The organism is Streptomyces sp. NPDC002054, assembly GCF_040296685.1.
In the GTDB taxonomy this organism is placed as follows: Bacteria; Actinomycetota; Actinomycetes; order Streptomycetales; family Streptomycetaceae; genus Streptomyces.
The window spans coordinates 1-12680 of the sequence record NZ_JBEOXT010000018.1 but is presented as its reverse complement, the minus strand read 5'-3'; the positions used below and the strand labels follow the sequence as shown (position 1 = coordinate 12680).

The following is a 12680-nucleotide window of genomic DNA, read 5'->3' as shown; positions in this document are numbered from 1 at the left end:
CGGCGCATGGGGGACCGTGCAGGCCTTAGTAGGCGCTGTTGACGTTGTCCATGGAGCCGTAGCGGTCGGCCGCGTAGTTGCAGGCGGCGACGATGTTGGCGACCGGGTCGTACTGGTCGAACTTGGTGCCCTTGACGTGGTACGCCTTGAAGGTCGGCAGGATGACCTGGAGCAGCCCCTTGCTGGGGATGCCGTTCTGGGCGTTGATGTCCCAGTTGTTGATGGCGCGCGGGTTGCCGCTGGACTCCCGCATGACGTTCTTGTGGATGCCCTGGTAGGTGCCGGGGATGCCTTCCTTCTTCATGATGAAGAGGGCTTCCTTGATCCAGCCGTCCAGGTTGTTCGCGAAGACGGGCGTACGGACGGCAGCACGGCTGGCAGCCGCCTTCGTCGCGCGGGCCTTCTTCGCAGCGGCCTCGGCCTTGGCCTTGGCGGCCTTGGCCTTCGCGTCGGCGTCGGCCTTGGCCTGCTTGTCGGCGAAGGCCGTCTGCAGGGCGACGTGGTCGGCGACGTTCTTCGTCTGCGCAGCGGCCACGACCTGCTCCATGGCGACCGGAGCGGCAGTGAGGGCCTGGGCCTCACCGGCGTTCGGAACCAGGGAGAAGGCGAGGGCAGCGGTGCTGAGGGTGGCGACGCCGGCGATCGACATCTTGTGGGCCTTGGTCAGACGGCGAAGACCGGCAGAGCTGGACGCAGACATGGAGCACACCTTTACGAAGAGCGGGGGCCGCAGGAAAGCGCCACCGTGATCCGGGACCCAGCGGCGCTGTGCGACGGCAGCCATTCTTAGCTGCGGCAAAAACCTGTGGCAAAGGTGTGACGTACGAAGCCGGATAGTGGATCACGGGCCTGGCGTCGGCCCGTAATTTCGCCGTCAGGGCTGCTGCCCGCAGCGCTGACGGCGTCTTTATACGGCAACTACTCTGCTTCGTAAGTGATGTGGGTCCTATGCCCGGGCTCACACGGGGCCCCGGCCGAACTCACTATGTGTTGCTCGCGCAATGCAATCAGTGAGTCATCTCCTCCTTGAGTAGCAGATGCACGTCCCCGAACTCATGCCAAAGGCAGAGACGGGCCGCCGCCTCGGCATACCCCCGGCGTACGGCGGCCCGCCCGGCCACCGCCTCCAGCATCAGCAGGTGCGAGGCCGCCGGCTCGTGCAGCCCGGTCAGCAGACCGTCCACCACCCGCACCCCGCGCTCCGGCGTCACCACCAGATCCGTCCACCCCCGGGCCGCCCGCACCACCCCATCCGCATCCGCCGCCGACTCCAGGGCCCGCACCGCGGTCGTCCCCACCGCAATCACCCGCCCGTCCGCGGTACGGGCGGCATTCACCATCCGGGCCGTCGTCCCCGGCACCTCGAACCGCTCCGGGTACGGCGGCTCGTGCGCCTCCGCCGAGGACACCCCGGTGTGCAGGGTCAGCGGAGCGAACTGCACCCCCCGGCTCACCAGGTGCGCCACCAGCCCGGCGGTGAAGGGCCGGGCGGCGCTCGGCATCTCCGCCGAGCCCGCACCGTCGGGGGAGGGCAGCGCGAAGACCGTCTGGTACGCCGACAGTGGCTGGTCCCGCTCCGTGTACGCGTACCGGATCGGCCGCCCGTACGCCCGCATCACCCCCTCCACCACCCCGGCCCCCGGCGGACGCGTCCACCACAGCCGGTCGGAACCGGCGGCGAGCGGACCCTCCAGCACCAGGCGCAGCCCGTCCGGAAGCTCCAGTACCGCCCCCGCCGGGCCGCCGGCGCGCGGCCGGGTCGTCCCCCGCCCGTCCCGCCCGCGCACCTCCACCGCCCAGCGCCCGTCATCCCCCCGGGTGGAGAAGTGGACGACGACCTCCTCCCTGCCCAGCCGGGCGTCCACCGCCGCCGGCAGGGTGGCCGAGGTGTTCACCACGAGCACGTCCCCCGCCCGCAGCAGCCCCGGCAGCTCCCGGAACCCGTGCAAGGAGACCCCCGTACCCCGCGAGACCAGCAGCCGCACCGCATCCCGGCCCAGCCCCGGCCCCCGCTGCTCGGCCGGAACCCGGGCCACCAGGTTCGGCGGTATGTCCCTTATATAGGGAGACTGTGCGTTCTGAGCCCCTATATAGGGGAAAGGTGTGTTCTGGACCTCGGGCGGTGAGGCGCTCATCCCACACCCCCCGCGGCCAGTCCCTCCGCCGTGTACCGCCCGCTCGGCAGCCGCTCCGCCACCAGCCGCAGCAGCACCGGAGCCACCTCCTCCGGGGTCGGCAGTGCCGCCAGGTCCTCCTCCGGCTCGGCCGCCGCCATCATCCGCGTCGCCATCGACCCCGGATCCGCCCACCACACCCGCAGCCCCGGCTCCTCCACGGCCAGCACCGCCGACATCAGATCCACCGCCGCCTTGGTGCTCCCGTACGCCCCCCACGTCCGGTACCCCACCACCGCCGCATCGGAGCTCAGGTTGAGCACGGCACCCCGCGCAGAGTCCCGCAGCAGCCCCAGCGCCTCCTGGACCAGCCCCAGCGGCGCCACCACATTCGTCTCCAGCGCCACCCGGAACGCGTCCAGCGGCTGCTCGGCCAGCGGCACCAGCGGCTCCGCCCCCAGCACGGCCGCGTTGTTCACCAGCAGGTCCAGCCCGCCCAGGCCGCGCGCCGCCGCCACCAGCTCCGCCCGGTACGCGGCCCTCGACACGTCCCCCGGCACCGCCACCACCCGGACCCCCTCCTTCGAGAGCTCCGCCGCGGCCTCCGCCAGCAGCGGTCCGCTGCGCGCCCCCAGCACGAGATCCCAGCCGCGGCCCGCCAGCTCCCCGGCCAGCGCCCGGCCCAGCCCCCGCGAAGCCCCCGTCACCAACGCCACCGCCATGATCCGCACCCCTCGTTCCACTTGTTTCCTTCGAACCCCTCCAACCTAGGAACCCGCACCCGCCCGCCGCCTCGGCCACAGGCCCCACCCGCCCCCACCCTTGGGCCTAGGTCCACAGCCTCCGTCCACAGCCCGATCCCGCAGGTCAGAGGCCCGGGGGTACGGTGAGCCCATGCACAACGGACCGGAACGAACGGGCCTGGCCGCGGTCAGTACCGCGCTGCTCGCCATGAGCCGGCACCTGGAGGTCCGCGACGTCCTCAAGACGATCGTCGTGTCCGCCCGCGAACTCCTCGACGCCGAGTACGCCGCCCTCGGCGTCCCCGACGACCACGGCGGCTTCGCCCAGTTCGTCGTGGACGGAGTCAGCGACGAGCAGTGGCGGCGGATCGGACCGCTGCCCCGCCAGCACGGCATCCTCGCCGCGATGCTCCACTCGCCCGGCCTCGAGCGGCTGGCCGACGTACGCAAGGACCCGCGCTTCGAAGGCTGGCCGGCCGCCCACCCCGAGCTGTCCGACTTCCTCGGCCTGCCGATCCGCGACGGCGAGGAGATCCTCGGCGCCCTCTTCCTCGCCAACAAGCGCTGCCCGCGCCCCGAAGGCGGCTGCGGCTTCACCGAGGAGGACGAGGACGTCCTCGGCATCCTGGCCCAGCACGCCGCGATCGCCCTCACCAATGCCCGGCTGTACGAGCGCAGCCGCGAGCTCACCATCGCCGAGGAACGCTCCCGGCTGGCCCACGAGCTGCACGACGCGGTCGCCCAGAAGCTCTTCTCGCTCCGCCTCACCGCCCAGGCCGCCGCCACCCTCGTGGACCGCGACCCGGCCCGCGCCAAGCAGGAACTCCAGCAGGTCGCCGCCCTCGCCGCGGAGGCCGCCGACGAGCTGCGCGCCGCCGTGGTCGAGCTCCGCCCGGCCGCCCTCGACGAGGACGGCCTCGTCGCCACCCTGCGCAACCAGATCCAGGTCCTCGACCGCGCCCACAGCGCCCGGGTCACCTTCACCAGCGAAGGCATCAAGGCCCTGCCCGCCGCCCACGAGGAAGCCCTCCTCCGGGTCGCCCAGGAAGCCCTGCACAACGCCCTGCGGCACTCGGGCGCGGAGCACGTGACGGTCACCCTCACCCGCGACACCGGCCGGGTCGCCCTGCGGGTCGCCGACGACGGCAGCGGCTTCGACCCGAAGACGGTCCGCCGGGCCGGCCGCCACCTCGGCCTGGTCTCCATGCGGGACCGGGCGAGCGGTGCGGGCGGCCTGCTCCACGTCCAATCGGCGCCCGGTGCGGGCACCACGATCGAAATGGAGATCCCCGGTGCCTGACGAGCGGAGCAGCCGGATCCAGGTCCTGCTGGTGGACGACCACCAGGTGGTCCGCCGCGGCCTGCGCACCTTCCTGGAGATCCAGGAGGACATCGAGGTGGTCGGCGAGGCCGCGGACGGCGAGGCCGGTGTCGCACGGGCCGAGGAACTCCGCCCGGACGTGATCCTGATGGACATCAAGATGCCGGGCCTGGACGGCATCGACGCCCTCAAACGCCTCCGCGAGCTCGACAACCCGGCCCGGGTCCTGATCGTCACCAGCTTCACCGAGCAGCGGACCGTGGTCCCCGCGCTGCGCGCCGGGGCCGCCGGATACGTCTACAAGGACATCGACCCGGACGCCTTGGCCGCGGCGATCCGCTCGGTGCGGGCCGGCCATGTCCTGCTCCAGCCCGAGGTCGCGGTCGCCCTCCTCACCCCGGACGACCAGCCGCCCGCCCCGACCCGCGGCTCGACCCTCACCGAACGCGAGCGCGAGGTCCTCGCCCTCATCGCGGACGGCCGCTCCAACCGGGAGATCGCCAGGGCGCTGGTGCTGTCCGAGAAGACGGTCAAGACGCACGTCTCGAACATCCTGATGAAGCTGGACCTGGCGGACCGCACGCAGGCCGCGCTCTGGGCGGTACGCACGGGTAACGCGACGGACTGACATTCATACGATCGGGTGGGCGTAGCCCACATGGCGTATCCGAGTCGCCGTCCGGGCGTTCTCCATGACGTGCTGCGGCGGCCGGCCGCGGCGAATGCTCATGCTCATGGAGGCTGTGAAAGTGAAGAACCTCAAGAAGGCCGCTGCCGTCACTGCGATCGCGGGCGGCTTCGTCGCCGCTGCCGCCGGTGTCTCCGCGGCCCATGGCGGAGCCCACGCGGAGGGCCAGGCCATCGGCTCCCCCGGCGTCGCCGCCGGCAACCTCGCGCAGCTCCCCGTTCACGTCCCGGTGAACGCGGTCGGCAACAGCGTGAACGTAATCGGCCTGCTCAACCCCGCCTTCGGCAACGCAGCCACAAACGCCTAACCCACCCCACCCCCCCCGGTGTGGGCAATCGTCCCGCAGGGCGGGACGGGTGGGCACACCGGGACCGGCGGCCCGCACTGACCGCGCAGCGTGTCCCGCCCGAACCCCGGCCCCGCCGCGCAGGGCCCGCTCCGGGCAGCGGGGCCGGCCGCGGGCTCAGCCCCGGCCCCGCTCCCGCTCCTCCACCGCCGCGTTGGCCTCTTCCTTCTGCGCCCCTCGCACTGCTTCGCAGGCTTCGGGGCGCTGTGCCGGACTCCGTCCGGCCGAGCGTGCCTCGGGCGGAGGCCCGCCGGGCAGGGTCCGCGCCGGGCAGCGGGGCCGGCCGGGCTCAGCCGGGCAGGCAGCGGGGCCGGGCTCAGCCCCGGCCCCGCTCCCGGTCCTCCACCGCCGCGTTGTACGCGGCAACCTGTGCGCGCCGCGCCACCCGCTCCACCGGCCGCAAAGCCATCGCCCGCGCCGCCATCTCCGACGCCGACACCGCCCCGCCGGGCCCGTGCTCGTACGCCATCCCCACCAGCAGCCCGACCCGCTGCGCCAGCTCCAGCACCCGCACCGCCCGCGGCGGGTACCCCGGGGCCAGCACCTCACGCCCCGCCTCCGCCCGCGCCCGGTACGCGTCCAGCGCCGCCTCCGCCACCGGACCCGACGCCGCCACATCCAGCCGGGTCAGCGTCACCGTCGCCTCCCGCAGCGCCTCCGCCAGCTCCCGCTCCGCCTCGCCCAGCGACGGCACGTCCGCCGGCGGGGCCTCCCGTACCGGCAGGCACTGCCAGACCACGGACACGTGAAGATCACCCTCCGGCCCGGCCTCGGACACCACCGGCACCAACCCCAGCGGAGCGGACACGCACACCACGGCCTCCTCCGCCTCCAAGGCCCTCGCATTGAACTCCGGCGGACCGCTCAGCCCCAGCGGATGCCCCGGCGCCGGCAGCGCCACCCGCAGCCCGGTCACCCCGAGCGCCCGCAACCGCCCCAGCGCCAGCGTCAGCCCCACCGGCCCGGACTCGCCCGGCAGACCCGCCACCCGGTGCACGGCATCCTCACCCACCACCGACAACGCCGCCTCGTCGGGCGAGACCAGACCGGCGAGCAGCGCGTTCCCCCAGGCGGCCAGCCGCCCTGAACGTGGTTCGATCAGCATCCCCCCACCTTACGGACCTCCCGAGTGGCGTAGGTTTTCCCTGGGGCTGCGCACACCGGGCGCGCTGAGACTCACGACTGCAAGGGGAGACAACACGCTCATGAGCGACGTTCTGGAGCTGGTGGACGTATCCGTGGTCCGCGAGGGCCGGGCTCTGGTGGACCAGGTCTCCTGGTCGGTCAAGGAGGGGGAGCGCTGGGTGATCCTCGGCCCCAACGGCGCCGGGAAGACCACCCTGCTCAACGTTGCCTCCAGCTACCTCTTCCCCACCAAGGGCAGCGCCACCATCCTCGGCAGCACCCTCGGCAGGGTCGACGTGTTCGAGCTGCGCCCCCGCATCGGCATGGCCGGCATCGCCCTGGCCGACAAGCTCCCCAAGCGCCAGACCGTCCTGCAGACCGTCCTCACCGCCGCCTACGGCATGACGGCCACCTGGCACGAGGAGTACGAGGACATCGACGAGCAGCGCGCCCGCGCCTTCCTCGACCGCCTCGGCATGACCGAATACCTCGACCGGAAGTTCGGCACCCTCTCCGAGGGCGAGCGCAAGCGCACCCTGATCGCCCGCGCCCTGATGACCGACCCCGAGCTGCTCCTCCTCGACGAGCCCGCCGCCGGTCTGGACCTCGGCGGTCGCGAGGACCTGGTACGCCGCCTCGGCCGGCTCGCCCGCGACCCCCTCGCGCCCTCCATGGCGATGGTCACCCACCACGTCGAGGAGATCGCCCCCGGCTTCACCCACGTCCTGATGATCCGTCAGGGCAAGGTGGTCGCCGCAGGCCCCATCGACCTCGAACTCACCTCCCGCAACCTCTCGTTGTGCTTCGGCCTCCCCCTCGTCGTCGAGCGCAACGAAAACGAGCGCTGGACCGCCCAGGGCCTTCCGCTGCGTTAGTCCGTACCCTGTCCCGACCGCGCCCGGCCCACCTACCATGACCATGTGGACATCGACGCATGGGTGTGGTGGCTCATCGGCGCGGTCGGACTCGGCATTCCGCTGGTCCTTACCGCCATGCCGGAGTTCGGCATGTTCGCGGCCGGCGCGGTGGCGGCGGCGATCACGGCGGCCCTCGGCGGCGGCATCGTCGCCCAGGTGCTCGTCTTCGTGATCGTCTCGGTCGCCCTCCTCGCCGTGGTCCGCCCGATCGCCAACCGGCACCGCGACCAGCGCCCCCAACACCGCAGTGGAATCGACGCGTTGAAGGGCAGATCCGCCGTCGTCCTGGAACGCGTCGACGGCAGCGGCGGCCGGATCAAACTGGCCGGCGAGATCTGGTCCGCGCGTACCCTCGACTCGGAACTCAGCTTCGAACCCGGCCAGCAGGTCGACGTGGTCGACATCGACGGCGCCACCGCCGTCGTCATGTGAACAAGCACCAGGCACTCAGAAGGGCACGGGGAACCGCATGCAACCGATCATCATCGTCCTGATCATCCTGGTGGTGCTGGTCTTCATCGCGCTGGTCAAGACGATCCAGGTGATCCCGCAGGCCAGCGCAGCCATCGTCGAGAGGTTCGGCCGCTACACCCGCACCCTCAACGCGGGCCTCAACATCGTCGTCCCGTTCATCGACTCGATCCGCAACCGGATCGACCTCCGTGAACAGGTCGTCCCGTTCCCGCCGCAGCCGGTCATCACCCAGGACAACCTGGTCGTCAACATCGACACCGTCATCTACTACCAGGTGACCGACGCCCGCGCCGCAACGTACGAGGTGGCCAGCTACATCCAGGCCATCGAGCAGCTCACCGTCACCACCCTCCGCAACATCATCGGCGGCATGGACCTGGAGCGGACCCTGACCTCCCGCGAGGAGATCAACGCCGCCCTCCGCGGAGTCCTCGACGAGGCCACCGGCAAGTGGGGCATCCGCGTCAACCGCGTCGAGCTCAAGGCGATCGAGCCGCCGACCTCCATCCAGGACTCGATGGAGAAGCAGATGCGCGCCGACCGCGACAAGCGCGCCGCGATCCTCCAGGCCGAAGGTGTCCGGCAGTCCGAGATCCTGCGAGCCGAGGGCGAGAAGCAGTCCTCCATCCTCCGCGCCGAGGGTGAGGCCAAGGCCGCCGCCCTGAAGGCCGAGGGCGAGGCCCAGGCCATCCGTACGGTCTTCGAGTCCATCCACGCGGGCGACGCCGACCAGAAGCTCCTCGCCTACCAGTACCTCCAGATGCTCCCGAAGATCGCCGAAGGCGACGCCAACAAGCTCTGGATCGTGCCCAGCGAAATCGGCGACGCCCTCAAGGGCCTCTCCGGCGCCATGGGCAACTTCGGCCCGCTGGGCGGACCTTCCGTCCCCAAGCAGGCGCCCCCGAGCGAGCCCCCGGCCCGCCGCGAACAGCCCCCGATCGACTGAGAAGGACCAGCCCCTCCGGCATGATCGGTTACGGCCCCTCGACCTTCATGGCGGGGAGGCGACTCACTGATCGAAGGAGATGGCCTTGTCCATCCACGACTCCCTCTGGGAATCACTCGCGGTCTTCGCCGCCGGCATCGGCGCCGGCACCATCAACACCATCGTCGGCTCCGGCACCCTGATCACCTTCCCGGTGCTGCTCGCCACCGGCCTCCCGCCGGTCACCGCGAACGTCTCCAACACCCTGGGCCTGGTACCGGGATCCATCAGCGGAGCCATCGGCTACCGCAAGGAACTGCGCGGCCAGGGCAGGCGCGTCCTGCGCCTGTCCGGGACCGCCCTCATCGGCGGCCTGACCGGCGCCGTCCTCCTGCTCGTCCTGCCCTCGGAAGCCTTCGAGAAGATCGTCCCGGTCCTCATCGGCCTCGCGCTCCTGCTCGTCGTCTTCCAGCCCCGGCTCGCCAAGGCCCTCCGCGCCCGCCAGGAACGAACCGGCACCAGCACCGACCAGAGTGACGGCGGGCCCGCCCTGCACGCGGGCATGCTGCTCGCCAGCGCCTACGGCGGCTACTTCGGCGCGGCCCAAGGCGTCCTGTACGTCGGCCTGATGGGCCTCTTCCTCCACGACGACCTGCAACGCATCAACGCGGTCAAGAACGTCCTCGCCGCCATGGTCAACGGCATCGCGGCGGTCGTCTTCCTCTTCGTCGCCGAGTTCGACTGGACCGCCGTCCTCCTGATCGCCGTCGGCTCCACCCTCGGCGGCCAGATCGGCGCCAGGATCGGCCGCCGCCTCCCGCCGACCGCGCTCCGCGCGGTCATCGTGGCGGTCGGCATCGTGGCGATCGTCCAACTCCTGCTGTACTCCTAGCAGGCCCGGGCGGCGGCAGGCTCAGGCGGTCCGCTCCAGCCAGTCCGGCAGCGCATCCCGGCTGCCCGACCCCAGTGCGAGCAGCATGGCGTCCGCCGGAGACGGCACGAACGGCCTCCGGAGCAGCGGCATCCCCGCCTCGTCCGGCGTCCGGGCCGCCTTGCGGTGGTTGTCCTCCGCGCAGGACGCCACCGTGTTCAACCAGGTGTCCCCGCCGCCCTGTGCCTTGGGCACCACGTGGTCCACCGTGGTGGCGCGTTTCCCGCAGTACGCGCACCGGTGCTGGTCCCGGGCCAGCACCCCCCGCCGCGACCACGGAGCATGTCTTCGGAAGGGCACCCGGACATACCGGCAGAGCCTGATCACCCGGGGCATCGGAAGATCCACGGCAGCCGCACGCACACGGAGTTCGGGATGCGACTGCTCGACGACGGCCTTGTCCTGAAGCACCAGAACCACAGCACGATTCAGCGTCACCGTCGACAGCGGCTCGAAGCTCGCATTCAGCACCAGCGTGTCCCGCATCTCGCCCACCTCCCGTGTGCAGGCCCGCACCCCTTTGGCAGCAAGGCCCGGCACCACTCTGGCTGCGCGCGCCACGCGGGACAACGCAATAAAAATGCCCGGTCCTGGTCACCTTTAGACCAGGACCGGGCAAACGCTCGGCGAACGATCAGCCCGCGGCCGGGGCCTCGTACTCACCGATCAGCTGGGCACGCCCCAGCGAATGGAAGCGCAGGTTGAATCCGACCACCGCCGGAGTCGCCTCCGCACTGGGGCCGAGCTTCTCCTGGTCCACCGCGTAGACGGTGAACACGTACCGGTGCCGCTCCCCGGCGGGCGGAGCCGCCCCGCCGAAGTCCTTCGTCCCGTAGTCGTTCCGTACGTGGACGGCCCCGGCGGGCAGCCCCTCGAACCTGCCGCTGCCGGCCCCGGCCGGCAGCTCGGTCACCGAAGCCGGGAGATCGAACAGCACCCAGTGCCAGAACCCGCTGCCCGTCGGCGCATCCGGATCGAAGCAGGTCACGGCAAAGCTCTTGGTCCCCTCCGGGAACCCCTCCCACCGCAACTGCGGCGACACGTCCCCGCCCGACTTCACCTGCCCCGCACCGAGCTCGGCGCCCGGCTCAAGGTCGGCACTGGTCACGGTGAACGCGTGCACCGGCGGATGGAAATCGTGCGGGAGCGGCGCCTTGCCCTGCTCAGTCACTACCGAACCTCCTGATCGCGAACCTGTCCTGGGCAGGAGCCTAGAACCAGTTGCGCTGAGAACCGACGGATGCGATCCACTGGTTCAGGTACGCCGCCCAGTCGGTCCCCTGGTACGACTGCAGACCCACCTGGAAGCAGCGGTAGGTGTCGCTGCCCTCGGAGAACAGACCGGGCTTCTTGTCCATCTCCAGGATGACGTCCATCTCGCGGCCGTCGGAGACGAAGGTCAGCTCGACCTGGTTCAGCCCGCGGTACTGCTGCGGCGGGACGAACTCGATCTCCTGGTAGAAGGGAAGCGTCTGCCGGGTGCCCCGGATGTGCCCGCGCTCCATGTCCGCGCTGCGGAACCGGAAGCCCAGCTGACCGAACGCATCCAGGATCGCCTGCTGCGCCGGCACCGGGTGGACGTTGATCGGGTCCAGGTCGCCGGCGTCCACCGCCCGCGCGATCTCCAGCTCGGTGCTGACCCCGATGTTCATGCCGTGCAGGTGCTGCCCGGCGAAGTGGGTGATCGGCGTCTCCCACGGAATCTCCAGCCCGAACGGCACCGCGTGCATCGCACCGGCCTGAACGGTGAAGGCTCCGCCGAGCCGCTGCTTGGTGAAGACGATGTCCTGCTTGACCTCCTGGTCACCGCTCTCGACCTCGACCCGGGCCTGCAGCCCGACGGACAGCCCCTCGATCTGCTGGTCCACGGATCCGCCCTGGATCCGGACCTCACCCTGGACAATGCCGCCCGGCACCACGTTCGGCTCGGTGATGATCGTGTCCACCGAGGCCCCACCGGCCCCCAGGCTCGCCAGCAGCTTCCTGAAACCCATGCCTTGTCTCCTACGTTCCGAGGACCACTAGTACCTAGTACCTCTTACCAACGCGGAACCTTAGAGCTCGGTTGCAGCTCCGCGGTGTCCACTACGCTCGACCGGATGAGCGCGCGTCCCGACCGTACGCCCCTGCCCCGCGACTTCTTCGACCGCCCGGTCCTCGATGTCGCCCCGGACCTCCTCGGCCGCACCCTGGTCCGCCGTACCGCGGAAGGCCCGATCGAGCTGCGCATCACCGAGGTGGAGGCGTACGAGGGCCAGGCCGATCCGGGCTCCCACGCCTACCGCGGTCGCACCGCACGCAACGCGTCGATGTTCGGCCCGCCCGGACACGCGTACGTCTACTTCATCTACGGCATGTGGTTCAGCCTCAACCTGGTGTGCGGTCCGGAGGGCCGGGCGAGTGGTGTTCTGCTCCGTGCGGGGGAGATCACGCTGGGTGCCGATCTGGCAGCCAAACGTCGACTTTCTGCCAGGAACCCGCGAGAACTGGCCAAAGGCCCGGCCCGGCTGGCCGCGGCCCTGGAGGTGGACCGCGCCCTGGACGGCACCGACCTCTGTGCCGGCCCGGACTCCCCGCTCTCCGTCCTTGCCGGCACCCCCACCCCACCCGACCTGGTGAGCAATGGCCCGCGCACGGGAGTCAGCGGCGACGGCGCCCACCACCCGTACCGGTTCTGGATCGCCGGCGACCCGACGGTGAGCCCCTACCGCCCCCACGCGCCACGCCGCCGCTCAACTTGACTCGCCCCTGCCGGACGCCTAACGTAGCCCGAGCCGCTTGAAACGGGGCACTGCTGTCAGCAGCCTCCGGAGCGGCCAACCACTACTTACGATTCACCCTGACGGGGTCCAATTCGGCATGCCCGAATTCAAGCCCCGCGGCTCGATTATGAACCGCAAGGGAAATCCGCTAACGTAGTGACCGCCGAAAGGGAAACGCGAAAGCGAGAACCTGGAAAGCACCGAGGAAATCGGGTCCGAAAAGATCTGATAGAGTCGGAAACGCAAGAACAAAGCAAGAACGAAGGAAGCGCCCGGAGGAAAGCCCGCGAGGGTCAGTACAAAGGAAGCGTCCGCACCTTGAGAACTCAACAGC

The 12680-nt window shown here is 70.9% G+C and carries 16 protein-coding genes; 8 read left to right on the top strand and 8 right to left on the bottom strand.

Going from position 1 to position 12680, the window contains the following annotated elements; genetic code table 11:
* Positions 1–25: 25 nt before the first annotated feature.
* The 3 genes from ABT123_RS18520 to ABT123_RS18510 form a co-directional block, all read right to left on the bottom strand.
* Complete coding sequence (locus ABT123_RS18520; RefSeq protein WP_351315362.1) at positions 26–700, bottom strand: transglycosylase SLT domain-containing protein; 675 nt, start codon at positions 698–700, stop codon at positions 26–28.
* 307 nt (positions 701–1007) lie between these two features.
* Positions 1008–2135 (bottom strand): S-adenosylmethionine:tRNA ribosyltransferase-isomerase, encoded by a 1128-nt coding sequence (locus ABT123_RS18515; protein WP_351315360.1) that lies wholly within the window; start codon positions 2133–2135, stop codon positions 1008–1010.
* Positions 2132–2836, bottom strand: a complete 705-nt coding sequence (locus ABT123_RS18510; RefSeq protein ID WP_351315762.1) for an SDR family NAD(P)-dependent oxidoreductase — start codon at positions 2834–2836, stop codon at positions 2132–2134. The genes ABT123_RS18515 and ABT123_RS18510 overlap by 4 nt, the downstream gene beginning before the upstream one ends.
* A 172-nt stretch (positions 2837–3008) precedes the next feature.
* Here ABT123_RS18510 and ABT123_RS18505 point away from each other — a divergent pair, with 172 nt between their 5' ends.
* The 3 genes from ABT123_RS18505 (at position 3009) to ABT123_RS18495 (ending at position 5173) form a co-directional block, all read left to right on the top strand.
* A complete protein-coding gene (locus ABT123_RS18505) occupies positions 3009–4157 on the top strand; it encodes a GAF domain-containing sensor histidine kinase (RefSeq protein WP_351315357.1) in 1149 nt (382 codons plus the stop codon).
* Positions 4150–4806: a response regulator gene (locus ABT123_RS18500; RefSeq protein ID WP_351315354.1), complete on the top strand. Its 657-nt coding sequence runs from the start codon at positions 4150–4152 to the stop codon at positions 4804–4806. The genes ABT123_RS18505 and ABT123_RS18500 overlap by 8 nt, the downstream gene beginning before the upstream one ends.
* Positions 4807–4927: 121 nt before the next feature.
* Entirely contained in the window at positions 4928–5173 is a 246-nt protein-coding gene (locus ABT123_RS18495; protein WP_351315759.1) for a chaplin, read from the top strand.
* Between the two features lie 355 nt (positions 5174–5528).
* Here ABT123_RS18495 and ABT123_RS18490 read toward each other — a convergent pair whose 3' ends face one another.
* Positions 5529–6317 carry an Rv1486c family protein gene (locus ABT123_RS18490; RefSeq protein WP_351315351.1) on the bottom strand — a complete coding sequence of 263 codons (789 nt, stop codon included), beginning with the start codon at positions 6315–6317 and terminating at the stop codon, positions 5529–5531.
* A 100-nt stretch (positions 6318–6417) separates the two neighbouring features.
* Between ABT123_RS18490 and ABT123_RS18485 the strand changes: the two genes are divergently transcribed.
* The 4 genes from ABT123_RS18485 (at position 6418) to ABT123_RS18470 (ending at position 9545) form a co-directional block, all read left to right on the top strand.
* Positions 6418–7212, top strand: a complete 795-nt coding sequence (locus ABT123_RS18485) for an ABC transporter ATP-binding protein (RefSeq protein WP_351315348.1) — start codon at positions 6418–6420, stop codon at positions 7210–7212.
* Between the two features lie 45 nt (positions 7213–7257).
* Positions 7258–7686: an NfeD family protein gene (locus ABT123_RS18480; protein WP_351315345.1), complete on the top strand. Its 429-nt coding sequence runs from the start codon at positions 7258–7260 to the stop codon at positions 7684–7686.
* Positions 7687–7723: 37 nt separating this feature from the next.
* Complete coding sequence (locus ABT123_RS18475) at positions 7724–8674, top strand: SPFH domain-containing protein (protein ID WP_351315342.1); 951 nt, start codon at positions 7724–7726, stop codon at positions 8672–8674.
* 85 nt (positions 8675–8759) lie between these two features.
* Positions 8760–9545 (top strand): sulfite exporter TauE/SafE family protein, encoded by a 786-nt coding sequence (locus tag ABT123_RS18470; protein WP_502970982.1) that lies wholly within the window; start codon positions 8760–8762, stop codon positions 9543–9545.
* 21 nt (positions 9546–9566) lie between these two features.
* Here the strand turns inward: ABT123_RS18470 and ABT123_RS18465 are convergent, their stop codons facing one another.
* The 3 genes from ABT123_RS18465 to ABT123_RS18455 form a co-directional block, all read right to left on the bottom strand.
* Positions 9567–10070 (bottom strand): HNH endonuclease, encoded by a 504-nt coding sequence (locus ABT123_RS18465; protein WP_351315336.1) that lies wholly within the window; start codon positions 10068–10070, stop codon positions 9567–9569.
* A gap of 148 nt (positions 10071–10218) precedes the next feature.
* Positions 10219–10755 carry a YbhB/YbcL family Raf kinase inhibitor-like protein gene (locus tag ABT123_RS18460; protein ID WP_351315333.1) on the bottom strand — a complete coding sequence of 179 codons (537 nt, stop codon included), beginning with the start codon at positions 10753–10755 and terminating at the stop codon, positions 10219–10221.
* A 40-nt stretch (positions 10756–10795) separates the two neighbouring features.
* Entirely contained in the window at positions 10796–11578 is a 783-nt protein-coding gene (locus ABT123_RS18455; protein ID WP_351315331.1) for a sporulation protein, read from the bottom strand.
* Between the two features lie 105 nt (positions 11579–11683).
* On the opposite strand from ABT123_RS18455, the gene ABT123_RS18450 reads away from it, so the two are divergent.
* The gene (locus tag ABT123_RS18450) at positions 11684–12325 is read left to right on the top strand and encodes a DNA-3-methyladenine glycosylase (RefSeq protein WP_351315329.1); all 642 of its coding nucleotides are present in this window, start codon (positions 11684–11686) and stop codon (positions 12323–12325) included.
* 93 nt (positions 12326–12418) lie between these two features.
* Here the strand turns inward: ABT123_RS18450 and ABT123_RS18445 are convergent.
* Positions 12419–12680: hypothetical protein (locus ABT123_RS18445; protein ID WP_351315326.1), on the bottom strand; the 262-nt coding region annotated here is incomplete at its 5' end.